Annotated in this window: 24 protein-coding genes; 12 read left to right on the top strand and 12 right to left on the bottom strand. The window is 71.0% G+C overall.

Annotated elements, in window-relative coordinates:
* Positions 1–74 precede the first annotated feature (74 nt).
* Positions 75–1877, bottom strand: coding sequence for a hypothetical protein (locus Actob_RS09035; RefSeq protein ID WP_284919607.1), 1803 nt, complete (start codon positions 1875–1877; stop codon positions 75–77).
* Positions 1878–2120: 243 nt separating this feature from the next.
* A complete protein-coding gene (rsgA, locus tag Actob_RS09030) occupies positions 2121–3155 on the bottom strand; it encodes a ribosome small subunit-dependent GTPase A (protein WP_284919606.1) in 1035 nt (344 codons plus the stop codon).
* 196 nt (positions 3156–3351) lie between these two features.
* On the opposite strand from rsgA, the gene Actob_RS09025 reads away from it, so the two are divergent.
* Positions 3352–4053, top strand: a complete 702-nt coding sequence (locus Actob_RS09025; RefSeq protein ID WP_284919605.1) for a maleylpyruvate isomerase family mycothiol-dependent enzyme — start codon at positions 3352–3354, stop codon at positions 4051–4053.
* A 7-nt stretch (positions 4054–4060) separates the two neighbouring features.
* Positions 4061–4708: an MBL fold metallo-hydrolase gene (locus Actob_RS09020; protein ID WP_284919604.1), complete on the top strand. Its 648-nt coding sequence runs from the start codon at positions 4061–4063 to the stop codon at positions 4706–4708.
* Between the two features lie 96 nt (positions 4709–4804).
* Here the strand turns inward: Actob_RS09020 and Actob_RS09015 are convergent, their stop codons facing one another.
* Positions 4805–5518 (bottom strand): hypothetical protein, encoded by a 714-nt coding sequence (locus Actob_RS09015; protein WP_284919603.1) that lies wholly within the window; start codon positions 5516–5518, stop codon positions 4805–4807.
* 11 nt (positions 5519–5529) lie between these two features.
* The gene (locus Actob_RS09010; RefSeq protein ID WP_284919602.1) at positions 5530–6042 is read right to left on the bottom strand and encodes a SigE family RNA polymerase sigma factor; all 513 of its coding nucleotides are present in this window, start codon (positions 6040–6042) and stop codon (positions 5530–5532) included.
* A 141-nt stretch (positions 6043–6183) separates the two neighbouring features.
* Between Actob_RS09010 and Actob_RS09005 the strand changes: the two genes are divergently transcribed.
* From Actob_RS09005 to Actob_RS08990, 4 genes are all read left to right on the top strand, one after another.
* Complete coding sequence (locus tag Actob_RS09005; RefSeq protein ID WP_284919601.1) at positions 6184–6723, top strand: carboxymuconolactone decarboxylase family protein; 540 nt, start codon at positions 6184–6186, stop codon at positions 6721–6723.
* Positions 6720–6896, top strand: coding sequence for a hypothetical protein (locus Actob_RS09000; RefSeq protein WP_284919600.1), 177 nt, complete (start codon positions 6720–6722; stop codon positions 6894–6896). The genes Actob_RS09005 and Actob_RS09000 overlap by 4 nt, the downstream gene beginning before the upstream one ends.
* A gap of 9 nt (positions 6897–6905) precedes the next feature.
* The gene (locus Actob_RS08995) at positions 6906–7457 is read left to right on the top strand and encodes a TetR/AcrR family transcriptional regulator (RefSeq protein WP_284919599.1); all 552 of its coding nucleotides are present in this window, start codon (positions 6906–6908) and stop codon (positions 7455–7457) included.
* Positions 7458–7584: 127 nt separating this feature from the next.
* The gene (locus Actob_RS08990) at positions 7585–8211 is read left to right on the top strand and encodes an ATP-dependent Clp protease proteolytic subunit (RefSeq protein ID WP_284919598.1); all 627 of its coding nucleotides are present in this window, start codon (positions 7585–7587) and stop codon (positions 8209–8211) included.
* Between the two features lie 50 nt (positions 8212–8261).
* Here Actob_RS08990 and Actob_RS08985 read toward each other — a convergent pair whose 3' ends face one another.
* Together Actob_RS08985 and Actob_RS08980 are read right to left on the bottom strand one after the other, a co-directional pair.
* Positions 8262–8687 (bottom strand): uL11 family ribosomal protein, encoded by a 426-nt coding sequence (locus Actob_RS08985; RefSeq protein ID WP_185040379.1) that lies wholly within the window; start codon positions 8685–8687, stop codon positions 8262–8264.
* A gap of 185 nt (positions 8688–8872) precedes the next feature.
* A complete protein-coding gene (locus Actob_RS08980) occupies positions 8873–9676 on the bottom strand; it encodes a transglycosylase SLT domain-containing protein (RefSeq protein WP_284919597.1) in 804 nt (267 codons plus the stop codon).
* 151 nt (positions 9677–9827) lie between these two features.
* On the opposite strand from Actob_RS08980, the gene typA reads away from it, so the two are divergent.
* Complete coding sequence (typA, locus tag Actob_RS08975; protein WP_284919596.1) at positions 9828–11693, top strand: translational GTPase TypA; 1866 nt, start codon at positions 9828–9830, stop codon at positions 11691–11693.
* Between the two features lie 839 nt (positions 11694–12532).
* Here typA and Actob_RS08970 read toward each other — a convergent pair.
* Positions 12533–13534, bottom strand: a complete 1002-nt coding sequence (locus Actob_RS08970; protein ID WP_284919595.1) for a TerC family protein — start codon at positions 13532–13534, stop codon at positions 12533–12535.
* Positions 13535–14145: 611 nt separating this feature from the next.
* Here Actob_RS08970 and Actob_RS08965 point away from each other — a divergent pair.
* Positions 14146–14481 (top strand): antibiotic biosynthesis monooxygenase family protein, encoded by a 336-nt coding sequence (locus Actob_RS08965; protein ID WP_284919594.1) that lies wholly within the window; start codon positions 14146–14148, stop codon positions 14479–14481.
* Between the two features lie 166 nt (positions 14482–14647).
* Positions 14648–15103, top strand: a complete 456-nt coding sequence (locus Actob_RS08960; RefSeq protein ID WP_284919593.1) for a hypothetical protein — start codon at positions 14648–14650, stop codon at positions 15101–15103.
* Positions 15104–15178: 75 nt separating this feature from the next.
* On the opposite strand, the gene uvrB is transcribed toward Actob_RS08960, so the two are convergent.
* From uvrB to rpsA, 3 genes are all read right to left on the bottom strand, one after another.
* Positions 15179–17284, bottom strand: a complete 2106-nt coding sequence (gene uvrB, locus Actob_RS08955; RefSeq protein ID WP_284919592.1) for an excinuclease ABC subunit UvrB — start codon at positions 17282–17284, stop codon at positions 15179–15181.
* Positions 17285–17565: 281 nt separating this feature from the next.
* Entirely contained in the window at positions 17566–18762 is a 1197-nt protein-coding gene (coaE, locus tag Actob_RS08950) for a dephospho-CoA kinase (RefSeq protein WP_284919591.1), read from the bottom strand.
* A 147-nt stretch (positions 18763–18909) separates the two neighbouring features.
* The gene (gene rpsA / locus Actob_RS08945; protein ID WP_284919590.1) at positions 18910–20412 is read right to left on the bottom strand and encodes a 30S ribosomal protein S1; all 1503 of its coding nucleotides are present in this window, start codon (positions 20410–20412) and stop codon (positions 18910–18912) included.
* Between the two features lie 322 nt (positions 20413–20734).
* Between rpsA and Actob_RS08940 the strand changes: the two genes are divergently transcribed.
* The 3 genes from Actob_RS08940 (at position 20735) to Actob_RS08930 (ending at position 22132) form a co-directional block, all read left to right on the top strand.
* Complete coding sequence (locus tag Actob_RS08940) at positions 20735–21541, top strand: class I SAM-dependent methyltransferase (protein ID WP_284919589.1); 807 nt, start codon at positions 20735–20737, stop codon at positions 21539–21541.
* 62 nt (positions 21542–21603) lie between these two features.
* Entirely contained in the window at positions 21604–21816 is a 213-nt protein-coding gene (locus tag Actob_RS08935) for a hypervirulence associated TUDOR domain-containing protein (RefSeq protein WP_284919588.1), read from the top strand.
* Positions 21809–22132, top strand: coding sequence for a DUF3140 domain-containing protein (locus Actob_RS08930; RefSeq protein ID WP_284919587.1), 324 nt, complete (start codon positions 21809–21811; stop codon positions 22130–22132). The genes Actob_RS08935 and Actob_RS08930 overlap by 8 nt, the downstream gene beginning before the upstream one ends.
* A 74-nt stretch (positions 22133–22206) precedes the next feature.
* Here Actob_RS08930 and Actob_RS08925 read toward each other — a convergent pair whose 3' ends face one another.
* Entirely contained in the window at positions 22207–22560 is a 354-nt protein-coding gene (locus Actob_RS08925; protein WP_407653694.1) for an ArsR/SmtB family transcription factor, read from the bottom strand.
* A 261-nt stretch (positions 22561–22821) separates the two neighbouring features.
* Positions 22822–25518: a DNA polymerase I gene (gene polA / locus Actob_RS08920; RefSeq protein ID WP_284919586.1), complete on the bottom strand. Its 2697-nt coding sequence runs from the start codon at positions 25516–25518 to the stop codon at positions 22822–22824.
* Positions 25519–25523: the final 5 nt, after the last annotated feature.

The following is a 25523-nucleotide window of genomic DNA, read 5'->3' as shown; positions in this document are numbered from 1 at the left end:
TATGACAATTTCCGTCGGCCTAGGTGCAGCGCCGCTCAGATGCCGGACATTCCCGCAGATCGGACGCTGACACGTCACTCCGCCGGGTGATCGACCAGTGACCGCACGTCCCAGATCTCCACCCCGCCGACCAGCCGCGGCTCGCCCAGTGCGCCGGTCAATGTGGCCCGCAGCGCCGCCACGTTCGGCGCCTCCGGCACCAGCATCACCACCGCCGCCCGCCAGTACACCAGGTCGGCCCGGATCAGCGCGCGGTCCGCCTCGGTCAGCGCCGGCCGCTGCCCGGTCGCCTGCACCCGGTTGAGCAGTTCGGTGGTGGGCCGGACCGGTGCCCGCCACGACCCGGTGCGGTCGTGCGGCGGGTCGGCCGGGCCCATGAAGTAGCCGCGCGGCACCGCGAAGTCCAGGTTCTCCAGGGTCGCCCAGCGCTGCGCGGTACGCCCGGTGGTCACCTCGGGCAGCGGCACCGGCACCAGGGTCCGGCCGTCCGGCACGTACCGCCTCCACAGCCCGGCGGTCAGGAACTCGGGCAGCGGGTCGCCCTGGACCACCGGGGCCGGTGTCGGGAAGAGCGGGACCAGCGCCAGCGTCATCCCCACCCAGAACCGGCGGCGGCGCACCCGCGGGTACTCGCCGATCCGGTCGGCGGCCAGGGCCAGCAGGATCCCGGCGATGGTGGCCGGCACCATGGCGAACCGGGTGACGCTCACCAGGTCGATCACCGGGATGTGGCTGACCAGGGCGAACGGCAGCGGGATGGCGGTCTTGACGCCGGCCGCCTGCAGCCGCGGGCCCAGCGAGGCGATCAGCAGGACCAGCCCGGCGATCGCCGCGGACCGGGCGGCGGCGGACCGCCAGAGCATTCGCAGCGCCACCGCGATCATGAGCAGGCCGACCGGGCCGAAGAACGTGTTGTCCTCGGTGGCGCTCACACTCAGCCGCTCGGCCACCGCGTCGATGCCGGCCACCGACTGCCGGGGGTAGGCGCCCAGCGCCAGCAGGTCGGTGACGAACTCGGTCGGCGCGAACGGCTGGCCGTGGTAATTGCCCGGCGCGAGGAACTGGTACCACAGCGGGTAGCCGGCCAGCGCCAGCGTGGTCCCGGTGGCCACCCCGAGCCCGGCCAGGAACCGCCGGGCCGTCGCGCGCGCCTCGGCCCGCCGCATGATCGCGTAGGCGAGCACGAAGACGCCGAGGGTGAGCGCGGTGAAGAGCAGCGTCTCCTCGTTGATGAAGATCTGCAGCACGATCAGCAGGCCCAGGACGATCCCGCCGCGCACCGCCCGGCCGGGCTCACGCAGCCGCAGCACCTGCCAGACGATGAGCGGCACCAGGTACTGGCTGACGAAGTTGAGGTGCCCGTTGGCGTGCGAGATCATCGTCGGCCCGAAACCGCACCAGAGCGCGCCGATCAGCGCCGCGCGGCGGCTGGCCACCAGGTGCCTGGCGAACAGCCAGTACCAGGCCGCGGCGGTGCCGGCCAGCCCGGTGGTCAGGATGATCGCGACCGAGACGCCGCCGCCGAGGAAGTGGGTGACCGGGGCGAGCGGCAGGCTCAGCGCCAGGATCGCGGTGTTCGCCATCATGTTGACGCCGACCGGCGCGTTCAGGTGGCTCTCGAAGAACAGCGGGGCACCGTCGAAGACCACCCGCTCGCCGTGGGCCAGCATGAACAGGAAGATCCCGTGGTCGTCGTCGTTGCCGTCGAGCACCCGGCCGTTCGGATCGAGCCACAGCCGGATCATCACGAGGACGGCGAGCGCCAGGAAACCGAGCAACACCCCGAGATCGCTCCGCCGCCACCCGGTGAACCCGGTCCGGCTCCCGGTGGCGACCGCCCCGTCCCGCTCCTCGAGCATCTCCTCCGCCGCACGCACCGACCGGATTCTGCCAGAGCCGCCTGGACCCCGGAAAAGCCCGGGCACGCTGTCCGGCACGGTGTGAGGTGCGCTGACGCGCCGCTTCCCGCCGCGCCACCCCGGATTACGGTACGGCCACAGCTCCCGTGGTCACCCACGGCTGCCGACGACGAGCCGGCCACACACGGGGTGCTCGCGGCGTACCGGAATCGGAAGTGCACCGGGACCGGCGGCGACCGTGAGCCGCCGGTCCTCCCGTGCTCAGGGCCGGCGCCGGCGCGGCGCCGTCGCCAGCCGGACCGAGCGGCGCCGGCTCTCCACCGCCACCTCCCGGCGCAGCTTGCGCCAGCTCGCCAGGCGGCGCGCCGGCAGCGAGCCGTCGGCGAGGGCGGCCCGCACCGCGCAGCCCGGTTCGGCCTCGTGCCCGCAGTCGTCGAAGCGACACCGCCCGGCCAGCTCGGTGACGTCGGCGAACGCCCGGTCCAGGCCGGACTCGGTGTCCAGCAGGCCGACCCCCCGGATGCCCGGCGTGTCCAGCACGCAGCCACCCCCCGGAACGGTGATCAGATTCCGGTACGCGGTGGTGTGCCGGCCCTTGCCGTCGGCGTCGCGGATCGCCTGCACCGGCATGACGGTGGTGCCCGCGAGGGCGTTGGCCAGCGTCGACTTGCCGGCCCCGGACCTGCCGAGCAGGGCCAGCGTGCGGCCCGGCGCGACGAACTCGCGGAGCCGGTCGAGGCCCCGGCCGCGTCGCACGCTGACCGGGACGACCGGGACGCCGGGGGCCAGCTCGGCGAGCTGCCGGGCCACCGCCTCCGGGCTCGTGGTGGTGTCGCTCTTGGTGAGCACCAGCAGCGGGTCGGCGCCGGACTCCCAGGCCAGCGCGAGCAGGCGCTCCACCCGGGCGTCGCTGGGCTCGGGGAAGATCGGCTCGACCACCGCGACGGTGTCCATGTTGGCGGCGAGCACCTGGCCGGACGCGTCCTTGCCGGCGGTGCGCCGGATCAGCGTGGTGCGCCGGGACAGCACCAGCTCCAGGGTGACCCGGCGATCGGGCCAGTGGCGCAGCACCACCCAGTCGCCGGCACAGGGCAGCGAGGCCGGGTCGCGGGCCGCGTCGAGCATCGCGTTACCGCCCAGGCCGGCCCGGATGACACCGGTCGCGGTGAGGACGGTGCTGATCCCGCGGTCGGCGCGGAGCACCCGGCCGGGGACGGTGTCGGGGCGGTCGTAGCCAGCGAACGAGGATGCGAAGAACTCGTCCCAGCCGAGCTGGGACAGGTCGAACGACGACATGGGAACCCTTTACGGTCGAGTAGGGGCGAAGGCCCCCGGGTGAAGGGACGCGACAACGACGAACGACACGTGCCTCACCTCCTCCGCGGGTCCGGATCCAGCGGCGCGTCTCCGATCGACCGTACGGTTCCGCTCAGCGCCGCGAAAGTGATTTCCCCGGCCCTGCGGACCAGTGCCGGGACGCTAGTGTCAAGGCGTGACAATCGACCCGCTGGTCCTGATGACCGACGTGGAGCAGGCCACCGAGAAGCTGCTGCGGGCCGTCGAGGACTTCGACGACGCCGTGATCGGCGAGCCGTCCGCGCTGCCCGGCTGGACCGTCGGCCACGTGCTCACCCACCTGGCACGTAACGCGGACGCCCTGACCAACCTGCTGACCTGGGCGCGGACCGGGGTGGAGACGCCCGCCTACGCGTCCCGCGAGGCCCGGGACGCGGCGATCGAGGCCGGCGCCGGGCGGCCGCTGGACGAGCAGATCGCCGACCTCCGGGCCGCGCACGAGCGGTTCGCCGACGCGGCCGCCGCGATGCCGGCCACCGCCTGGACGTTCGCCTACCCCACGATGGTCCCGTCCGCGGCCGTGGTGCCGTGGGCCCGGCTGCGCGAGGTCGAGGTGCACCACGTCGACCTGGGTCGCGGCTACACGCCGGTGGACTGGTCGGACGCGTTCGCGCTGCGGCTGCTCCGGGAGATCGCCGGTGACCTGCCGGCGTCGGCGCCGGCCATGGTGCTGCACCCGGCCGGGGTGGAGCACCCGCTGGTGATCGGCGCGGCGGACGGCCCGGCGATCGGCGGCCCGACCCGCTCGCTCGCGGCGTGGCTGGCCGGCCGGGCCGACGGCGCCGACCTGACCGTCTCGCCGGACGGCGAGCTCCCCCAGCCCATGCGGTGGAAGTGAGGCCGAGATGACCACTGACTACACCGGAGAGGCCCCCGGCACCCGGGACCTGGGCGGCGGCCTGACCCTGACCAAGGTGTCGGTCGGCCCGATGGACAACAACGCGTACCTGCTGACCGACGCCGGCGGCGAGCAGCTGCTGATCGACGCCGCCAACGACGCCCCCGCGCTGCTGAAACTGATCGGCGACGGCGGCCTGGCCACCGTGGTGACCACCCACCAGCACCAGGACCACTGGTTCGCGCTGGCCGAGGTGGTCGCGGCGACCGGGGCGGCGTCGCTGGCGCACGAGGCGGACGCCGGGGCGCTGCCGGTGGTGACCCGCACCCTGCGCGACGGCGACACCGTCGAGGTGGGCGGGCACCGGCTCGAGGTGATCCACGTGGTGGGGCACACGCCGGGCTCGATCGTGCTGGCGTACCAGGAGCCCGGCGGCGGCCGGGTGCACCTGTTCACCGGCGACAGCCTGTTCCCGGGCGGCGTGGGCAACACCCGCGGCGTGCGGGAGAATTTCGAGTCCCTGATCGACGACGTCGAGCACAAGCTCTTCGACCGTTTCCCGGACGACACCTGGTTCTATCCGGGCCATGGCAAGGACAGCACGCTCGGCGCCGAGCGCCCGGCTGTCCCGCAGTGGCGAGACCGCGGTTGGTGAGGCGACCGCCGGCGGGATGCGCGCGGGTGGTAGACGTGTAGGCGCCGGATCCGGGCGATTGGCGCGCCCGGATCCGGTTGTCGTCGGCCGGCCGGGTCAGCCGCGGCCCTGCTTGGCGTTCGGGTTGACGTGGACGCCGGCGGCGAAGGCGACGATCTGGTCGTGGGTCCAGCCGATGCCGTCCCACACCTGGATCTCCAGGTTGATGCCGTTCGGCTGCTTGACGAAGAGGGTGACCCCGTCGCCGGTGGTGCCGGGCCGCTTGACGAAGAAGCCGGTCCTGTCGCCGACGGTCACCCTCTCCGGCTTGCCGGGCATCTCGCCGTGCTCGTCGACCGACTGCAGCATCACGGCGACCTTGCCGACGAAGCTGGCCGCGTCGGAGTCGGCGACGTCGCCCTGCGGCACGGCGCTGTTGTGCGGCTTGGCGCCGACCGGGGCCAGCGTCATGAAGCCCTCGGTGACACCCTGCACCTCCCAGCCGGCCGGCACCTTGTCCACCGAGAAGCCGGCGGGCTGTTTGCCGGTGTAGGAGACGAGATCGAACGCGGCGGTCCCGGCGGTGGCGGTGGTCGCGGCGACGGTGGTGCCGCCGGCCTGCGGCGCCGTGCCGGTCGGCCGGCCCGCGGTGGTGAGGCCGACGGTCGCGGCGGCGACCGCGACCACCAGGGCGGAGCCGGCGGCGGACTGCAGCACCCGGCGGCGGCGCAGGGCGGCGCGGCCGCGGGCCAGGTCGGCGTCGGCCTGGACGGTGGTCGGTTCGCCGGGCGAACCGGCGAGATCGGCGAGTTGGTCACGCAAAGTGGTCATGGTGTGCCTTCTCAACTGTGGGCGGTGGACAGCGATGGACCGATGACGACCCGGAGCCGGTCGAGGGCCCGGGCGGTCTGGCTCTTCACCGTGCCCTCGGAGCAGCCGAGGGCGTCGGCGGTGTCGGCGACGTCGAGGTCGTAGAAGTAACGGAAGACCAGCGCCGCCCGCATCCGTGGTGGCAGCTGCCGCAGGGCCGCGCGCAGCCCGTCCGCCAGCTCCCCGTGTGCCGCCTGTTCGGCCGCGGGCAGGTCGGGCACGTCTGCCATCGACTCCTCCCGCCGCCGCCACCAGCGCCGCCGCTCGTCGGTCAACGCGTTGACCAGCACGCGGCGCAGGTATCCGTCCGGATTGTCGGCCCGCTGGAACGCCGGCCAAGCCACGTACAGCTTGGTCAGCGTCGACTGGACCAGATCCTCCGCCAGGTGCGCGTCGCCCGCCGTCAGCAGGGTGGCAGTGCGCACCAGGCCGGATCTGCGGGACACCACGAAGCGGTGGAATTGCTCGTCGCGCTCGCTTCTCACAAGACCTCCTTCGCTCTCACACCTCCCTGACGACTCGCGTCCCGCACAGGTTGCACGAAAACCACGCTTGCCGAAAACGGTACCGAGCAGTACCGTTTCGGCGTCAGATGGAACCGATCGGTACCGTTTTGGAGGCACGTCATGCAGCTCGTCACCGAGGAGACCGCCGACGCCAGGCAGCGGGCCCTGCTCGAGGACACCCGCCGCCAGCTCGGCCGGGTGCCCCACCTCTACGCCGCGCTCGCCAACGGCCCGCAGGCGCTGGCCGGCTACCTGGCGTTACGCGACGCGCTCAGCCGTGGCGTGCTGCGCGCCCGGACCCGTGAGCAGCTCGCCCTGCTGATCGCGCAGGAGAACGGCTGCGACTACTGCCAGGCGGCGCACACCATGCGGATGGGCAAGCTCGGCGCCACCGACGCGGAGATCGCCGGCACCCGCCGCGGCCGGGACGCGGACCCGCACACCGCGGCGATCCTGGACGTCGCGCGGGCGGTGCTGCACACCGGCGGCCGGGTCGGCGACGAGCGGCTCGCGGCGGCGCGGGCGGCCGGCGTGACCGACGCCGAGCTGGCCGAGATCGTCGCGCACGTCGCGCTCAACGTCCTGTCGAACTCGTTCAACCACCTGGCCCGGCCGGAGCTCGACTTCCCGGCCGCCCCGGCGCTGGAGCCGGCCCGATGACCACGCTCTGGCAGTTGCGCCGGCACGGCCCGGTGCGGCGTGCGGTGGCCCTCGCCGTGGTGGCGACCGGCGCCGTCGCCACCGGCCACCCGGCCCTGGTGCCGTACGCGGTGGCCGGCTACGCCGTCGCCAACGCCATCGCCGTGACCCGCGCCGCCGCCCGCGATCGGTAGGGTCCCCTCATGCCCACCCACGCCCGTGACCGGCTGCTCGACACCGCCGAGCGGCTCTTCTACGCCGACGGCATCCGCTCGGTCGGGATCGAGCGGATCCTGGCCGAGTCCGGGGTCGGCCGGGCCTCCCTCTACCGCCACTTCCCCGGCAAGGACGACCTGGTCGTGGCGGTGCTCCAGCGGCGCGACGAGGCCTGGCGGGAGTGGCTGCGGTCGTCGGTGGAACGGCTCGCGCCGCTCCCGGCCGATCGCCCGCTCGCCGTCTTCGACGCGCTCGCCGAGCGGTTCGCCCGTGCCGACTTCCGTGGCTGCGCGTTCATCAACACCATCGTGGAGACCGCCGACCCGGCGAGCCCGGCGCACGCGGTCGCCGACGCGCACAAGCGGGCGGTGATCGGGTACGTCGACGGCCTGCTCACCGAGGCCGGCCGCCACCGGCCCGGTCTCGCCGCGCAGCTGGTCATGCTGATGGACGGCGCGATCGTCACAGCGGTCCGCGAGCACACCCCGGACGCGGCCCGGCTGGCCCGCGCCACGGCGGCCGCGCTGCTCGGACCCTGAGCGGTCCGCGCCGCCCCCTTCGCCCGGCGGTGTGAGTTCCGTCTCCACCGGTGAAAGCCCGCGGGCCCGGGCGGATTCCGGCTCCCGGCGGGTTTGCCACGTAGGCTGGCGGAAGACCGGAGATGACGTGGAGGCCGCCTTGGTGAACCTGCGACACGATCCGTCCCGGTGGGGCTTCCCCGTGCAGCCACCCCAGCCGCCGGACCCCGGCCCGGCGTTCCCCGGGTGGCTCGAGGAGCGGCTCTTCGACCAGCGCATCGTGATGATCCGCGGCCAGCTCACCAGCGAGGTGGCGACCGGCATCTCGGCGGCGCTGCTCACCCTGGACGCGGCCGGCCAGGCACCGATCCAGCTGCACGTGGCCTGCCCGGGCGGTGAGCTGAGCGCCGCGCTCGCCGTGGTCGACGTGATCGACGCGCTGGTGTCGCCGGTGCACGCGCTGGTCACCGCGGAGGCGGGCGGGGCGGCACTGGCCGTGCTGGCCGCCGCGGACCGCCGGGCCGGTTACCGGCACGCCCGGTTCAAGCTGGCCGAGCCGCGGGCCGCCGGGGTGAACGGGACCGCCGACGAGGTGGCCGCCGCGGCCGGGCAGCACCTGCGGGAGCTGGAGGAGGTGGTGGTGCGGCTCGCCGAGGTGACCGGGAAACCACGCAGCCGGGTGGAGGACGACCTGTCCGCGGGGCGGAGCCTGAACGCGGCGGAGGCCCTCGAATACGGGCTGCTCGACGAGGTGATCTCCCCCAAGGCCCGATGATGAAAAACGGCCCCGGACCGAAGTCCGGGGCCGTTCTCAGATCTTGATGATCAGGACGCGACCTTGACGCCCATCGAACGCGCGGTGCCGCTCACGATCTGAATCGCGGCGTCCATGTCGTTCGCGTTGAGGTCGGGCAGCTTACGCTCCGCGATCTCCTTGACCTGCTGCGCGCTGAGCGTGCCGACGGTCTGGGTCAGCGGGTTCGACGCACCCGACTGGATCCCCAGCGCCTTGCGGATCAGGAAGCTGGTCGGCGGGGTCTTGTAGGCCAGCGTGTGGCTACGGTCCTCGTAGACCGACACGATGACCGGGATGATCTCGCCCCGGTTCTTCGCGGTGGCCTCGTCGTACTCGACCTTGACGGCACGCATGTTGGCACCGGTCGGACCGAGCATCTTACCGAGGTCGACCATCGCGGCGTTACCCGCCTCAAGCGCGAGGGTTACCTCATGGGTCTTCTTCTTGGGAGGCATCGGGTAAGGCTCCTTAGGGTGAGCTGCGGGCCGAGAAAAACGCAGCTCGCCAGCATCAACGACACACGACAACCCCGAGACCTTACTACCGCCCTGACGAGAGGGTCAAAACGGCTGGTAAGCGGGGTCTCGGGTCCGCTGACCAGTGTAGCTCGCGGTCCCGGGGGCCCCGGGACCACCCCGGATCAGTAGTTGTCGCAGAAGCAGGAGCGCATGTTCGCCCGGACGATCGCGACGTATTCGGGGTTCGACAGCCGCTTGCCGTCCCGGTACGCCGTCTCGGTGTTCCCGAACCCCATGTTGTAGCCGTCGATCACCAGGTTCAGCAGGCACGGCGAGCTGTCCGTCCGGCACTTCGAGGTGCTCAGGTCGTACTTGTCCTTGAAGAAGAGGTGCCCGAAGTACTTGGTCAGCCAGGCCAGCTGGTTGGCCCCGATGATCGCGTTCTGCCGGTAGTCCTTGTAGTCGTAGGACTGCTCGAAGCGCTGGTTGATGAACGCCTCGGTGTCCGGCATCACCTGCATCAGGCCGTATCCGCCGTCACAGTTCTCGATCGCCGACTGCCAGCCGCTCTCGTGCCAGGCCACCGCGCGGACCAGGTCGGCCGGCACCTTGAGGGTCGGCGCCGACCCGGGCCAGTAGATCTTGGTCGCCGCCGCGTTCAGCGCCGCCTTCGCCTTGGCCTTCGACACGTTCTTCACCGTCGGCGCCTTGGTGCAGGACGCCGCCTGGAAGTTGTTCACCGGCCCGGTGGGCGTCGGCGACGACCGGGTCTTCTTCGGCTTGCTGCTGGTCTTCGACGGTTTCGGCGCGGGCGCCGTCGTCGTCTCCACCGGCTCCGGGGTGGGCGACTCCTCCGGGACCGGCGACTCGGACGTCACCGCCACCGTCGGCGCCGAACCGGACGCCTTGTCGTCGTCCTTGCCGCCAAAGCCGCATCCCGCGGCCACCACCAGCACCGCCGTCAGGGCCGCCAACCGCACCTTCATCGACGAAGTCCTCCCCCGTTGAGACATCGAAGAGGAACGCTAGCAACCGATGATCACGATGTGGTGACCGGCAAACCACCCAAAGGATGCCAAGATTCCGGACTTGACCCCGTGTCACGAACGGCAACCTGAACCGGGGACAATGGGAGGTATGCAGACCCGCACCGACCTCCGCAACGTCGCCATCATCGCTCACGTCGACCATGGCAAAACCACACTGGTCGACGCCATGCTCCGACAGGGCGGTCAGTCCCACGCGCGTGGCGAGATGGCCGAACGCGCCATGGACTCCATGGACCTGGAGCGGGAAAAGGGCATCACCATTCTCGCCAAGAACACCGCTATCAGCTACCAGCCGGCCGAGGGCGACCCGGTCGTCATCAACATCATCGACACTCCGGGCCACGCCGACTTCGGTGGCGAGGTGGAGCGCGGCCTGACCATGGTCGACGGCGTGGTGCTGCTGGTCGACGCGTCCGAGGGCCCGCTGCCGCAGACCCGCTTCGTGCTCCGCAAGGCGCTCCAGGCCAAGCTGCCGATCATCCTGGTGATCAACAAGGTGGACCGGCCGGACGCCCGGATCAAGGAGGTCGTGGACGACACGTACGCGCTCTTCTTCGACCTCGACGCGGACGAGGACCAGATCGAGTTCCCGATCATCTACGCCTGCGCCCGCGACGGCATCGCCTCGCTGAACCAGCCGGCCGACGGCGCCGTCCCGCAGGACAGCGCCGACCTGGAGCCGCTGTTCTCCACGATCCTGAACACCATCCCGGCCCCGACCTACACCGAGGGCGCGCCGCTGCAGGCGCACGTCGTCAACCTGGACGCGTCGCCGTTCCTCGGCCGCCTGGCGCTCTGCCGGGTGCACGAGGGCACCATCCGCAAGGGCCAGACCGTCGCCTGGTGCAAGACCGACGGCACGATCACCAACGTCCGGATCTCCGAGCTGCTGATCACCGAGGGCCTGGAGCGCAAGCCGGCCGAGAGCGCCGGCCCGGGCGACATCATGGCCGTCGCCGGCATCCCGGAGATCATGATCGGTGAGACCCTCGCCGACGCGGAGAACCCGATCCCGCTGCCACTGATCACGGTCGACGAGCCGGCCATCTCGATGGTCATCGGCACCAACACCTCGCCGCTGGTCGGCAAGGTCAAGGGCGCCAAGGTCACCGCGCGGATGGTGAAGGACCGCCTGGACAAGGAGCTGATCGGTAACGTCTCGCTCCGCGTCCTGCCGACCGAGCGCCCGGACGCCTGGGAGGTCCAGGGCCGTGGTGAGCTCGCCCTCGCCATCCTGGTCGAGCAGATGCGCCGCGAGTCCTACGAGCTGACCGTCGGCAAGCCGCAGGTGGTCACCAAGGTCATCGACGGCAAGGTGCACGAGCCGGTCGAGCGGCTCACCATCGACGCCCCCGACGAGTACATGGGCGCGATCACCTCGCTGCTGGCCACCCGCAAGGGCCGGATGGAGCAGCTGACCAACCACGGCACCGGCTGGCTGCGGATGGAGTGGCTGGTCCCGGCGCGCGGCCTGATCGGCTTCCGGACCGAGTTCCTCACCGAGACCCGCGGCACCGGCATCATGCACCACCTGTACGAGGACCACGAGCCGTGGTTCGGCGACCTCCGCACCCGGCAGAACGGGTCCCTGGTGGCCGACCGGGCCGGCGCGGTCACCCCGTTCGCGATGATCAACATCCAGGAGCGCGGCCAGCTCTTCGTCGAGCCGACCACCGAGGTGTACGAGGGCATGATCGTCGGGGAGAACTCCCGCGAGGACGACATGGACGTCAACATCACCAAGGAGAAGAAGCTCACGAACATGCGGGCCGCGAGCGCGGACAACACCGAGAAGGTGATCCCGCCGCGCAAGCTGTCGCTCGAGCAGTCCCTCGAGTTCTGCCGCGAGGACGAGTGCGTCGAGGTCACCCCGTCCGCGATCCGCATCCGCAAGGTCGTCCTCGACCAGACCGCCCGGGGCCGCGCCGCCGCGCGCCGCAAGCACCAGCAGTAATCACCGTCACCGAGACGCCCCCGCCTTTCCGGCGGGGGCGTCTCCGTTTCCACGCCGCTTTCCCGCCACGGGCCGCTCTTCCCCGGACCGCTTCGCTTTCCCGGTACGCCCCCGGCCCGCTCCGCCCGGCCAGCCGCCGCGCCGGCTCCGCCCAGCCGCCCGCTCCGCCCGCTCCGCCCGATCAGCCGCGGCCCGCTCCGCCCGGTCAGCCGCCGCCCACTCCGCCCAGCCGCCCAGCTCCGCTCAGTCAGCCGCCACCGGCTCGGCCCAGCCGCCCGGCCAGCCGCCACCCGGTCGCCCCAGCCGCCCCGGCTCCGCTCAGCCAGCCGCCACCGGCCCGGCCCGGCCGCCCAGCCAGCCGCCACCCGCTCGACCCAGCCGCCCGGTCAGCCGCCACCCGCTCCGCCCAGCCGCCCGACAGACGCCGCCAGGCTCCGCCCAGCCAGACGTCGTCCGCTCCGCCCAACCGCCCGACAGACGCCGCCAGGCTCGCCCAGCCAGACGTCGTCCGCTCCGCCCAACCGCCGTCCGCGCTCCGCCAAGCCAGACACCGCCTGCTCCGCCAAGCTGCCCAGCGCCCCGCCGCCCGGCTCCGCCCAGCCGCCCGCCGCCCATCCCCGCGTCTCTGAACAGCAGGAACCCAAGATCGCGCAACCCCGCCCTATCCCTGGGGGAGCCCCCGTCGATCAGTGTGGCGGCATTCGGGAAGATCACGTGGGCGGCCTGTGGACAGACCGCTGCTGTGGACAGCGAGCCCGATCAGCACCACCCGTGATAGCCACGAGCCCGGGCAGCGGATGCCGCCCGGGCTCAGGTGCTCATCGCGTACCGAAAAGGGGTCAGTGGGCGGCGGTGATCAGTTCCCTTTTGCGGTCCCGGGCGGATTTGGCCAGGCTGGCGACCGTGGCGATGCCCAGGGTGCCGAGGATGACCAGCAGGGACAGCCAGATCGGGATCTCCGGGGCCCAGTGCAGGCCGTTGCCGCCGTTGATGAACGGCAGGCTGTTGGTGTGCAGGGCCTCGAGGAAGAGCTTGACGCCGATGAAGGCGAGCACCGCGGCGAGGCCGACGTTCAGGTAGACCAGGCGCTCCAGCAGGCCGCCGAGCAGGAAGAACAGCTGCCGCAGGCCCATCAGCGCGAAGACGTTCGCGGTGAAGACCAGGTACGGCTCCTTGGTGATCCCGAAGATGGCCGGGATCGAGTCGAGCGCGAAGATCAGGTCAGTGGTGCCGATGGCGATCATCACGATCAGCATCGGGGTGAAGAGGCGCTTGCCGGCCGAGGTGACGACCCGGAACTGCCCGTCGCCGAACGACGAGGAGAGCGGAAGCGCTCGTTTCGCCCAGCGGATCAGCACGTTCTCCTTGAAGTCCTCCTCGTCGTTCTCGCCACCTTTCACCAGCGTCACCGCCGTGTAGACCAGGAACGCACCGAAGATGTAGAACACCCAGGAGAACTGCGAGATCAGCGCCGCGCCGGCGGCGATGAACGCGCCCCGCATGACCAGCGCGAGCACGATGCCGATCAGCAACACCTTCTGCTGGTATCGGCGCGGCACCGCGAACCGGCCCATGATGATCACGAAGACGAACAGGTTGTCGACGCTCAACGAGTACTCGGTGAGCCAGCCGGTGTAGAACTCACCGGCCGCCCGCCCACCGCCGACCGCCCAGACCCCGGCGCCGAAGAGCAGCGCGAGCGCGACGTAGAAGGCGACCCAGCCACTTGCCTCTTTCATGGTCGGCTCGTGCGGCCGGCGCCCGATGATCAACAGATCCACGGCGAGCACGGCCATCAACGCCACCAACGTGGCGAGCCAAACCCAGGCTGAAACGTTCAATGCGAACCTCCGGCAGACACGTGTCGTCGCTGCGCCCTCTCCGGATGGATCACGAAAGGCCCAGCGACGTGCGACTGTCGGAGGTCTCTTCCGCCGCGAAGCTTCGTCGCGACCCCCGGCCCCGGGTCGCCCGCTGGTCACCCAGGCGAGCGTTCCGTGTTGACGAGACCGGGGCGGGGGAATACTCCCCTCCCACACAACCATTGTTGCGCATCCCCACCCCGATCGACACACCGGGAGCGGAAGAGTGGCCGGACTCGCTCTCCAAACCACCCACCAAGGCAATTTCCCGTACGCAACTCCGCGGCCATCTCGCCTCAACGTCTCCGGAGCCGGCGGAAGCCCCGGCAACAGCGCTCTCACCAGGCACTTCCTCCCCTCGGGCAGCATCGGATCAGGCGCTCACCGCTGACCGAATCGCGATCTTCGCGGGCAGCCGTCGCTCCCTGGTGGCAACGACCGATCGGCCGTTCACCCGTTTCAGGCGCGGTCCGGGCACCCGCCGCCACGGTTGTCCTCGCGGGCCGCTCACCTGCCCACGCCGAGCGGTCCCGATCACTCCGGGGTGCCTAGCAAGGTCGCCATCTGGTGCGTATGGGACGCTTGCGGGCATGATCCTCGAAGTCATGCTTATCGACGTCCTCCCCGGGCGGGATGCCGATTTCGTCGCCGCCTACCGGCTCGGGCGCCCGCTGATCGCCGGCGCCGACGGCTGCCGCGGGCTGGCGCTGAAGCATCGCGTCGAGTCGGCCACGCGCTTCCTGCTCCTGGTCGAATGGGATTCCATGGACGCGCACGATCACCATTTCCGGCGCACCGAACGTTTCGCCCAGTGGCGCGCCCTGATCTCCGCCACGCTGGCCCAGCCCCCGGTCTCCGAGTACTTCACCGGCCTGCCCTCCCTCGCCGGCCAGCCCGACCCGGACCACGACTTCTTCGCCGGCTGACCCAGCCACCCGACCCGACCCCGGCTACTGCCCCTCCGGCGGCCGCCTCAGCGGCCCCGCCGGATGCGGCGGCCGGCAGGCGAACCGAGAACATGACCCGCTGCCGGCCACCCCGCCGGTGCCGGGTGTGCCCCGGGTCCTGGCCGCCGGGGTACACGATGTATCCGTGATCGATGGGAATCGACTCGGACCGGTTCTCCCCCGGTTCCGCGTCCGGGACGACGGCCTCCTGCTGCGCCCCCGGCTCCGCCGCCCGATCCTCATCTCCTGGACGAAGCTCAACGGCGTCCGGATCGCCCCCGCCGACGGGTGGTCGGGCCGGAACGCATCACCCGGCAGCCGAGGCTATTACGCACTGCAGGTGAAGCTCGCCGGCGAATGGCGCCGCTTGGGCGGACGCCACCGCGTGCACCACGCTGTCCTGCCCCTCGCCGTCCGGGAGGCCGCCCTCGGCGAACGCAACGCCCCGCCACCGGACGAGCAGGCGCTCCACACCGCATACGAGATGATCCGCACCCGCTGGGAGCAGGCCGGCGGCACCCCCGGCGACGAGGACGACAACTGGCCACGCCCGCCCAGCAGCAGCCGGCCGCCCCCTGGCAGGAGCCATGACCGCTCCTGAGAAGAGCCGCAGCCGGCAGCCCTGAACAAGAGCGGTGCCCCGACAAGAGCCGAGCTCACCGCCGGACCGCGCGGTCTACTTCACCCCCGCCATGTCCATGCCGCGCAGCTCCTTCTTCAGCTCGGAGATCTCGTCGCGGATCCGGGCCGCCAGCTCGAACTGCAACTCCCGGGCCGCCCCCAGCATCTGGTCGTTGAGGTCCTGGATGAGCTGCGCCAGCTCGGCCCGGGCCATCCCCTCGCGCGCCGGCCCCGCCGCCGCGCGCCCCTTGGAGCGCGTCTCCGGCACCGGCGCCTTGCCCCGCGACATCTGACGGCCACCGCCGCCCACGATCGCCGAGTCGGTGTCCTCCGCCTCGCGGTAGATGTCGTCGAGGATGTCGTGGATCTTCTTCCGCAGCGCCTGCGGCTGGATCCCGTGCGCCTCGTTGTGGGCGATCTGCTTGGCCCGCCGCCGGTCGGTCTCGTCGATCGCGTCCCGCATCGACGGGGTGATCTTGTCGGCGTACATGTGTACCTCGCCGGACACGTTCCGCGCGGCCCGGCCGATGGTCTGGATCAGCGATCGGCCGCTGCGCAGGAACCCTTCCTTGTCGGCGTCGAGGATCGCCACCAGCGACACCTCGGGCAGGTCGAGACCCTCACGCAGCAGGTTGATGCCGACCAGGACGTCGTAGTCGCCCTTGCGCAGCTCCTTGAGCAGCTCGACGCGGCGCAGGGTGTCCACCTCGGAGTGCAGGTAGCGGACCCGGATGCCGTTCTCCAGCAGGTAGTCGGTGAGGTCCTCGGCCATCTTCTTGGTCAGCGTGGTGACCAGGACGCGCTCGTCCTTCTCCGTCCGGAGCTGGATCTCGTGCATCAGGTCGTCGATCTGGCCCTTTGTCGGTTTCACCACGACCTGCGGGTCGACCAGGCCGGTCGGCCGGATCACCTGCTCGACGAACTCGCCCTGCGCCTGCTCCATCTCCCAGTTGCCCGGGGTCGCGGAGAGGAACACCATCTGGCCGACCCGGTCCAGGAACTCGTCGAACCGCAGCGGACGGTTGTCGGCAGCGCTCGGCAGCCGGAAGCCGTGCTCGATCAGGATCCGCTTGCGCGAGGCGTCACCCTCATACATCCCGCCGATCTGCGGGATCGAGACGTGCGACTCATCGATGACCGTGATGAAGTCGTCGGGGAAGTAGTCGAGCAACGTGTACGCCGGGTCGCCGGGCTGCCTCCCGTCCATGTGCATCGAGTAGTTCTCGATGCCGTTGCAGAAGCCGACCTGCCGCATCATCTCGATGTCATACGTCGTGCGCATCCGCAGCCGCTGGGCCTCCAGCAGTTTGCCCTGCCGCTCCAGCTCGGCCAGCCGCTCGCCGAGCTCGGCCTCGATGTCGCGGATCGCCCGCTCCATCCGCTCCGGACCGGCCACGTAGTGCGTCGCCGGGAAGATGATCAGCTCGTCGACCTCGCGGACCACCTCGCCGGTGAGCGGGTGCAGATAGTAGAGCTTCTCCACCTCGTCGCCGAACAGCTCGACCCGGACGGCCAGTTCCTCGTACGCCGGGATGATCTCCAGCGTGTCGCCGCGCACCCGGAACGTGCCGCGTTGGAAGGCCACGTCGTTGCGCGTGTACTGGATGTCGACCAGCCGGCGCAGCAGCTTGTCCCGGTCGATCTCGCCGCCGACCTTGACCTTGACGGCGCGCTCGATGTACTCCTGCGGGGTGCCCAGGCCGTAGATCGCGCTGACCGTGGCGACCACGATGGTGTCCCGGCGGGTGAGCAGCGACATGGTGGCCGAGTGCCGGAGCCGCTCGACCTCCTCGTTTACCGACGAGTCCTTCTCGATGTAGGTGTCGGTCTGGGCGATGTACGCCTCGGGCTGGTAGTAGTCGTAGTAACTGACGAAGTATTCGACGGCGTTGTGCGGCAGCAGCTCGCGGAACTCCTTGGCGAGCTGGGCGCAGAGCGTCTTGTTCGGTGCCATGACCAGGGCCGGCCGTTGCAACCGCTCGATCAGCCAGGCGGTGGTCGCGCTCTTGCCGGTGCCGGTGGCGCCGAGCAGCACGGTGTGCCGGTTACCGGCGCGGACCCGCCGCTCCAGCTCGTCGATCGCCGCGGGCTGGTCACCGGCCGGCTGGTAGTCGCTGACGACCTCGAACCGGCCGTCGAGTCGTGGGATGTCGAGCGCCATGTCCACCACCGTACGTCGGGGGTATGACAAGTTCCGGGACGGGCGTGCCGATGGTGCACAATCGGCCCGGCGGTGCGGCATTGTCGGGCCTTTCCCGCGCCGCCTACCCTGGCGGGGTAGGCCGCTCGCGGCGGCCGACGTGCGCGGTCAGGATCATCCAACGGTCCAGCCGTGCCGCACCGCGGTCGATGCGCCCCGGCACCCGGCGAGCGCACCCGCGGGGGTCGCGCGGAAGCGGGCCGGCCGCCGCGAGCGCCGCTCCACGTCCGCCCCCCGGCGGATCAGAATGCGGGCGGTTGCCACCCGGTGGCCTCCGCCCAGTCGTACGCGGCCCGCGCCTCCTCGTCGAACCACGGCTGCTTGGCCCGGGCATACCCCGCCCGGTCGGCGAACCGCAGCGCCAGCTCGGCTTTCGCCGCCGCGTAGGCCTCCCGGGCGGCCGGCACCGCGCGCAGGTGATCGCGCATCAGCAGGGCGAACCGCCACCCCGGCGATCCGGCCACCCGCAGGTGCAGGATCACCGGCCGGCCCGGATCGGCCGAGCCGTGCACCCTCTTGGGCCACGTCTCCCCGGACAGCCCCCGGGCGTTGTCCGTCCACTCGCCCGGCCGGCACGGGAAACCGGCGGCGGCGAGACCCGCGGCGAGCGCGTCAGCCTGGTCCAGCGTGCGTACCGAAAGCATGAGATCGATGATGTCCTTGGCCGGCAGACCCGGCACCGCTGTCGACCCGATGTGATGCACCTCGGCGGAGCCGAGGGCGTCGCCGAGGTGATGCCGGATCCGGGCGATCAGCCGGGCGGCCGCCGCGGGCCAGCCCGGGTCGGGCTGCCGGATGCTCAGCTCGGACGACTTGGGGGCCGCGACGCCGCGCCGGACATTCCGCTCGAACTCCACCAACCGGTCGCGCCACAGCAGATCCACCCGGGCGTGCAGTGCCGCCAGATCGTCAGTGTTGGGCAGCACGACGTCGGCGGCCGCCTGCCGGGTGGCGTCGTCGGCCTGCGCGCCGATCCGGGCCGCGGCCTCCGCCGCCGACATGCCCCGGTCGCGGGTCAACCGCTCGATCCGCACCGCACGGTCCGCCGCGACGACGACAACCAGATGGTACGTCGGCGCCAGTCCCGTCTCGACGAGCAGCGGAACGTCGTTCACCACTATCGCGTCGGCGGGCGCCTCGCGGATCATCTCGGCGGTGCGCGCCCGGACCCGGGGGTGGATGATCCGCTCCAGCCGCCGGCGGGCCGCCTCGTCCCCGAAGACCTTGGCCCCGAGCGCCGGGCGGTCCAGCGCACCCTCCGGGGTGAGCACCCCGTCCCCGAACGCGGTGACGATCTCGGCCAGCCCGTCGGTGCCCGGCTCGACCACCTCGCGGGCCAGCTTGTCGGCATCGATGATCACCGCGCCGAGCTGCGCGAGCCGTGTGGCGACGGCACTCTTGCCGGCGCCGATGCCACCCGTGAGACCGACCTTCAGCATGCGCTCAGTATCCCGGCCCGGCGCCCGGACGGCGCGGTGGCAGCGGGTCACGACTTGGCGAACGACACGTACCGGGAAAACGGAAAGACCGCCCCGGCCGAAGCCGGGACGGTCTTTCTCAGCTACTTACCGGAGCAACCGGGCAGGTCAGCTCTTGCCGCCGGCCAGCTTCTCGCGCAGGGCGGCGAGAGCCTCGTCGGTGGCCAGGGTGCCCGCGGGCTCCTCGGCCGACCGCGCCGGGGCGGACGAGCTCGACGAGGTCGACGACGAGGTGGTCACGCCGCCGGTCGGAGCCGGGTTGAGTGCGGCCTCGGCGTCGGCGTCGCGGGACGCCTGCACCTGCTTGGTGTGGGCCTCCCAGCGCTCGCGGGCGTCGGCGTACTGCTTCTCCCACGTCTCGCGCTGCTTCTCGAAGCCCTCGAGCCACTCGCCCGTCTCCGGGTCGAAGCCCTCCGGGTAGATGTAGTTGCCCTCGGCGTCGTACGTCGCGGCCATGCCGTAGAGGGTCGGGTCGAAGTGCTCCTCGCCCTCGACGAAGCCCTCGTTGGCCTGCTTGAGCGACAGCGAGATCCGGCGACGCTCCAGGTCGATGTCGATGACCTTGACCAGGACGTCGGAGCCCACCTGGACGACCTGCTCGGGCAGCTCGACGTGCCGCTCGGCCAGCTCGGAGATGTGCACCAGACCCTCGATGCCGTCGTCCACGCGGACGAAGGCGCCGAACGGAACCAGCTTGGTGACCTTACCGGGGACGATCTGGTTGATCGCGTGGGTCCGGGCGAACTGACGCCACGGGTCCTCCTGGGTCGCCTTCAGCGACAGCGAGACGCGCTCGCGGTCCAGGTCGACGTCCAGAACCTCGACCTCCACCTCCTGGCCGACCTCGACGACCTCGGACGGGTGGTCGATGTGCTTCCAGGAGAGCTCGGAGACGTGCACCAGGCCGTCCACGCCACCCAGGTCCACGAAGGCACCGAAGTTGACGATGGAGGACACGACGCCCTTGCGGACCTGGCCCTTCTGCAGCTTGTTGAGGAACTCGGTGCGAACCTCGGACTGCGTCTGCTCGAGCCAGGCGCGGCGGGACAGAACCACGTTGTTGCGGTTCTTGTCCAGCTCGATGATCTTCGCCTCGAGCTCGCGGCCGACGTACGGCTGCAGGTCGCGGACACGACGCATCTCGACCAGGGAGGCCGGCAGGAAGCCACGGAGGCCGATGTCCAGGATGAGACCACCCTTGACGACCTCGATGACCGAGCCGCGGACGACGCCGTCCTCTTCCTTGATCTTCTCGATGGTGCCCCAAGCCCGCTCGTACTGAGCGCGCTTCTTCGAGAGGATCAGACGGCCTTCCTTGTCCTCCTTGGTGAGGACGAGGGCCTCGATGTGGTCACCGACCGACACCACTTCCGCGGGGTCCACGTCGTGCTTGATCGACAACTCGCGCGAGGGGATGACGCCCTCGGTCTTGTAGCCGATGTCGAGCAGGACCTCGTCCCGATCGACCTTGACGACGGTGCCTTCGACAATGTCGCCGTCGTTGAAGTACTTGATGGTCTCGTCGATGGCTGCGAGGAAAGCTTCCTCAGAGCCGAGGTCGTCGACGGTGACACGGTTGGCGCTCGAGGTGGCCTCGATGCTGCTCGTCATGTGGACAGTTGCTCCGAACGGATGGATTCGTGGTGTCTCCCGCGCTCGACGGAACTGCCGCTGGACGCGGCACGAACGAACGAGACGACCAACCGAGGAGCAGTCAGATCATTACCAGTCGATCATGCCGAGACCGGCGACCGTGGAACCTGCTCCCTGCCGAGGCACACGTTCCGCGAGCGCATCGACTAGCTTACCGTGCGCATTACCACAGGTTGCAAGCCCTCCTGATGACCGCGGCACATTGTTCGGACAGAACCCGTCAGCATGCCCGTTTTGAGCCGATTCAGGACGCGGGACACGCCTGTCGTACCGTTGTCGAGTGACCGAGATCCCCACCATCGAGAACCCTCGGGTGACCGAGGACGAGACGCGCCACGCCAACCGGGCCTGGTGGGATCTCGACGCCGACGACTATCAGGACGAGCACGGCGCCTTCCTCGGCGACGTGGATTTCGTCTGGTGCCCCGAGCGGCTGCGCGAGGCCGACGCGCGACTTCTGGGTGACGTGCGCGACCGGGACGTCCTGGAGATCGGCGCCGGTGCCGCCGCCGGCGCCCGGTGGTTGCGCAGGCAGGGCGCCCGCGCGGTGGCGATGGACCTGTCCGCGGGCATGTTGCGGCACGCTCAGGCCGCGGCCGCCCGGTCGGGCGTACGCGTACCGCTGATCCAGTCGGACGCGCTCGCCCTGCCGTTCCGGGCGGCGTCGTTCGACATCGTGTGCACGGCGTTCGGCGCCATCCCGTTCGTGGCCGACTCGGCCGCGGCGATGCGGGAGGTGGCCCGCGTGCTGCGTCCCGGCGGCAGTTGGGTGTTCTCGGTCACACATCCGATGCGGTGGGTCTTCTGGGACGAGCCCGACGAGAGCGGCCTGCTCGCCCGGAACTCGTACTTCGACAGGTCCCCCTACGTCGAGCGCGACGAGGACGGCCGCGTCACCTACCTGGAACAGCACCGCACGCTCGGCGACCGGGTCCGCGAGCTGGTGGCGGCCGGCTTCGTGCTGCGCGACCTGATCGAGCCGGAGTGGCCGGAGGGGCACGAGGAGACGTGGGGCCAGTGGAGCCCGCTGCGCGGCCGCCTGTTCCCGGGCACCGCGATCTTCGTCTGCGACCTCCCGGCCCGCTGACCCCCTTGCCGGTCACCACCCCCTCGGCGGTTTCCTCGCTCACCACGGGGTATCCGGCGGGTATGGCGGAGAAGGACCTGAAAAAGGGTGACGAGGTGACCTGGCGCAGCCACGGCGAGAACGTCCACGGCACCGTCGAACAGAAGATCACCAAGCGGACCGAGGCGGCCGGCCGCACCGTCGCGGCCTCGCCCGACGACCCGCAGTACCGGGTGCGCAGCGACAAGACCGGCAAGGGCGCGGTGCACAAGCCGGGGGCGCTGAAGCGTGGCTGACGTGTACCCGGAGTTCCGCGAGGCGGTGAACATGAGCGCCGCCGACCTGCGGAAGTGGCTCGGCACCGCGGAGTCGAAGGACGTCGGGCAGAAGGCCTCGGCCGGCGCCGAGTCGGTCGGCCACGACTCGGGCCGGAAGATCGTCGAGCTGCTGGACAAGACGAAGTCCGCCCTCACCGAGGCGGACGAGCAGCACATGCACAAGGTCGTCGGCTACGTGCACCGCCACCTCGCCCAGCGCCCGGAGGGCGACATCACCGAGACGAAGTGGCGTTACTCCCTGATGAACTGGGGCCACGACCCGCTGAAGGACTAGCCACCGGCGCGCCGTCGGACGCCGGGCCGGCCGGCCGGTCACCGGAACGAGAGGTGGCCGGGTGAGCGGGTGACCTACGACTTGTGCAGGAGGCCGGCGAGCAGGATCAGGGTGGCCGGGACGGCGCGGTAATACACCCAGGTGCCGCGGCGGTCGCTGTCCACCAGGCCCGCCTCGCGCAGGATCCGCAGGTGGTGCGAGATGGTCGGGCCGGTCAGGTGGAACGCGCTGCTCAGATCGCAGACGCAGATCTCGCCGTCGGCAGCCGAGGCGATCATCGAGAGCAGGCGCAGCCGGACCGGGTCACCGAGGGCCTTGAACATCGCGGCGAACTCGGTGGCGCTCGACGCCGCCAGCGGCGCCACCGTCAGAGCGACGCCGTCCGCGGAGAGCGAGACGACGTCGGGTGGAACGGCCCGGTCGGTCATGCCGACGACCGGGCCGGTCCCGCGCGGCACGGCCGGATGAACGGTCTGCTCCATCGACATCGATCGGCTCGACATCGGTCCAGCGTGGCAGATCGGGGCAAGCCACGAAGCCCCCGGGGTGCCCAAAAACGCGCTCAGACGCCCGAACGAGCCCAAAAACACCCACATGTGCGACGCCCGGCCCGCCGCGTGCGCCGGGCGGCTCCCGTCACGGGCGGCACGAGGAGGCCGCCCGCGACGACGTGCGGGCCGAGGCGCTCGTCAGTGGTCGGCGCCGTTCCAGTCGCGGCCGTGGCCGACCGACACCTCCAGCGGCACCGACAACGGGTACGCCCCGCCCATCTCCCGCCGGACGAGCTCCTCCAGCGCCTCCCGCTCCCCCGGGGCCACCTCGAACACCAGCTCGTCGTGCACCTGCAGCAGCATCCGGGAGGCCAGTCCGGAGGACCGGAGCGCCTCGTCCACCCGCAGCATCGCGATCTTGATGATGTCCGCCGCCGACCCCTGGATCGGCGCGTTCAGCGCCATCCGCTGCGCCATCTCCCGCCGCTGCCGGTTGTCGCTGCTCAGGTCGGGCAGATAGCGCCGGCGGCCGAGGATGGTCGCGGTGTACCCGTCCTTGCCGGCCTGCAGCACCACCGCCTGCAGGTAGTCGCGCACCCCGCCGAACCGCTCGAAGTACTCCTCCATCAGGCCCTTGGCCTCGTCGTTCGAGATGGTGAGCTGGTTGGAGAGGCCGTACGAGCTCAACCCGTACGCCAGGCCGTAGTTCATCGCCTTGATCTTGCGTCGCTGGTCGGCGGTGACGTCGCCGAGCTCGACGTGGAAGACCGACGAGGCGGTCGCGGCGTGGAAGTCGGCGCCCGAGTTGAACGCGGCGATCAGCGCCTCGTCCTTCGACAGGTGCGCCATGATCCGCATCTCGATCTGGCTGTAGTCGGCGGTCATCAGCTGATCGAACCCGGAGCCGACGATGAACGCCCGGCGGATCCGCCGGCCCTCCTCGGTGCGGATCGGGATGTTCTGCAGGTTCGGATCGGTCGACGACAGCCGGCCGGTCGCGGCCACCGTCTGGTTGAACGTGGTGTGGATCCGCCCGTCGTCGGAGACCGACTTGAGCAGCCCGTCCACCGTCGACTTCAGTTTCGCCATGTCGCGGTACCGCAGCAGGTGGGCGAGCAGCGGGTCCTCGGTCTTGGCGAACAGGTCCTGCAGCGCGTCCGCGTCGGTGGTGTAGCCCGACTTGATCTTCTTGGTCTTGGGCAGGTTGCGCTCGACGAAGAGGATCTCCTGCAGCTGCTTGGGCGAGCCCAGGTTGAACTCGCGGCCGTGCACCTCGTGCGCCGCCTGCTGGGCCGCTTTCACCTCGGCGGCGAAGTTCGTCTCCAGCTCGGACAGGTAATCGGTGTCGGCGGCGATGCCCCGGCTCTCCATCTCGGCCAGCACCACCGAGAGCGGCTGCTCCACCTCGGCGAGCAGGCGCTGCGACTCGCCGCCGTCGCGGGACAACTCGGCGGTGAGCACGTCGGCCAGGTCGAGCGTGGCCCGGGCGCGCAGCATCACGGCCTCCTCGGCCGCGGTGTCCTGCTCGTCGCCGTCGAACGACAGGGCGAGCTGCCCGTCGGCCGGCGCGTCCACCTTCAGCTCGCGCTTGAGGTAGCGCAGCGCCAGGTCGGTCAGGTCGTAACCGCGCTGGTCGGGTTTCGCCAGGTAGGCCGCGAGGGCGGTGTCGGTGACCACGCCGGCCAGCTGCCAGCCGTGCGCCCGGAAGGCGAGCAGGATCGGCTTGGCGTCGTGCAGCACCTTGGGCCGCTCCGGGTCGGCGAGCCAGGCGGCCACCGCACGCTCGTCGTCCTCGTCCAGGCCGGCCGGGTCGAACCAGGCGGCCGGGCCGCTGCCGGTGGCCACCGCGATGCCGGTCACCTGGCCGGTGCCGCGGCCGAAGGTGCCGGTGACGGCGATGCCGACCGGGGCGGCGACGGCGTGCTCGGCGAGCCAGCCGGCCACCGCACCGGCCCGCAGCACCTGCCCGGCCAGGTCGAAGCCGGACTCGGCCTCCGGCTCGACGGCCTCCAGGTAGGAATAGAGCCGCTCGCGGAGCACCCGGAACTCGAGGGCGTCGAACAGCTGGTGCACCGCCTCACGGTCCCAGCCGTGCCAGCGGGCGTCCTCCGGGCGCAGCGGCAGCTCCAGATCGCAGACCAGCGCGTTGAGGTCGTAGTTCCGGATGACGCCGGCGAGGTGGGCGCGCAGGTTCTCCCCGGCCTTGCCCTTGATCTTGTCGACGTTGGCGATGACGCCGTCCAGGCCGCCGTACTCATTGATCCACTTGGCGGCGGTCTTGTCGCCGACGCCCGGCACGCCGGGCAGGTTGTCGCTGGTCTCGCCGACCAGGGCGGCCTTGTCCCGATAGCGCGACGGCGGCACGAAGTACTTCGCCTCGATCGCCTCCGGGGTCATCCGCCAGACCTCGGAGACGCCGCGGACCGGGTAGAGGATGGTGACGTGCTCCCCGGCGAGCTGGAACGCGTCCCGGTCGCCGGTGGAGATGATCACCTCCATGCCGGCCGCGCGGGCCTGCGTCGCCAGGGTGGCGATGACGTCGTCGGCCTCGTAGTTCTCTTTCGTCACCACCGGGATGCGCAGCGCCTCCAGGACCTCCTGGATCAGGCTGACCTGGCCCTGGAACGGCGCCGGGGTCTCCGAACGGCCGGCCTTGTACTCCGCGTACTTCTCGGTGCGGAACGATTTCCGGGAGAGGTCGAAGGAGACCACGATGTGGGTCGGCTTCTCGTCACGCAGCATGTTGATGAGCATCGACGTGAAGCCGAACACCGCGTTGGTGTGCTGGCCGGTGACCGTGGAGAAGTTCTCCGCGGGCAGGGCGAAATAGGCCCGGTAGGCCAGCGAGTGGCCGTCGAGCAGCAGCAGGCGGGGGGTCGTCGCGTCGTCGCTCACGTCCA

The sequence above is a fragment of the Actinoplanes oblitus genome (assembly GCF_030252345.1).
Taxonomy (GTDB): Bacteria; Actinomycetota; Actinomycetes; order Mycobacteriales; family Micromonosporaceae; genus Actinoplanes; species Actinoplanes oblitus.
The sequence above is the reverse complement of the archived record's forward strand: the minus strand, read 5'-3'. Positions and strand labels throughout refer to the sequence as shown.

What these genes read in the sequence shown, in the direction of transcription:
- Actob_RS08980 (WP_284919597.1), bottom strand. Translation starts at nt 9,676, where the DNA reads ATGAAGGTGCGGTTGGCGGCCCTGACGGCGGTGCTGGTGGTGGCCGCG.
- Actob_RS09005 (WP_284919601.1), top strand. Translation starts at nt 6,184, where the DNA reads ATGCAGCTCGTCACCGAGGAGACCGCCGACGCCAGGCAGCGGGCCCTG.
- Actob_RS09015 (WP_284919603.1), bottom strand. Translation starts at nt 5,518, where the DNA reads ATGACCACTTTGCGTGACCAACTCGCCGATCTCGCCGGTTCGCCCGGC.
- Actob_RS09020 (WP_284919604.1), top strand. Translation starts at nt 4,061, where the DNA reads ATGACCACTGACTACACCGGAGAGGCCCCCGGCACCCGGGACCTGGGC.
- Actob_RS08985 (WP_185040379.1), bottom strand. Translation starts at nt 8,687, where the DNA reads ATGCCTCCCAAGAAGAAGACCCATGAGGTAACCCTCGCGCTTGAGGCG.
- coaE (WP_284919591.1), bottom strand. Translation starts at nt 18,762, where the DNA reads ATGCTGAAGGTCGGTCTCACGGGTGGCATCGGCGCCGGCAAGAGTGCC.
- Actob_RS09000 (WP_284919600.1), top strand. Translation starts at nt 6,720, where the DNA reads ATGACCACGCTCTGGCAGTTGCGCCGGCACGGCCCGGTGCGGCGTGCG.
- Actob_RS08925 (WP_407653694.1), bottom strand. Translation starts at nt 22,560, where the DNA reads ATGACCGACCGGGCCGTTCCACCCGACGTCGTCTCGCTCTCCGCGGAC.
- rpsA (WP_284919590.1), bottom strand. Translation starts at nt 20,412, where the DNA reads ATGACGAGCAGCATCGAGGCCACCTCGAGCGCCAACCGTGTCACCGTC.
- Actob_RS08995 (WP_284919599.1), top strand. Translation starts at nt 6,906, where the DNA reads ATGCCCACCCACGCCCGTGACCGGCTGCTCGACACCGCCGAGCGGCTC.
- typA (WP_284919596.1), top strand. Translation starts at nt 9,828, where the DNA reads ATGCAGACCCGCACCGACCTCCGCAACGTCGCCATCATCGCTCACGTC.
- rsgA (WP_284919606.1), bottom strand. Translation starts at nt 3,155, where the DNA reads ATGTCGTCGTTCGACCTGTCCCAGCTCGGCTGGGACGAGTTCTTCGCA.
- Actob_RS08935 (WP_284919588.1), top strand. Translation starts at nt 21,604, where the DNA reads ATGGCGGAGAAGGACCTGAAAAAGGGTGACGAGGTGACCTGGCGCAGC.
- Actob_RS08965 (WP_284919594.1), top strand. Translation starts at nt 14,146, where the DNA reads ATGATCCTCGAAGTCATGCTTATCGACGTCCTCCCCGGGCGGGATGCC.
- uvrB (WP_284919592.1), bottom strand. Translation starts at nt 17,284, where the DNA reads ATGGCGCTCGACATCCCACGACTCGACGGCCGGTTCGAGGTCGTCAGC.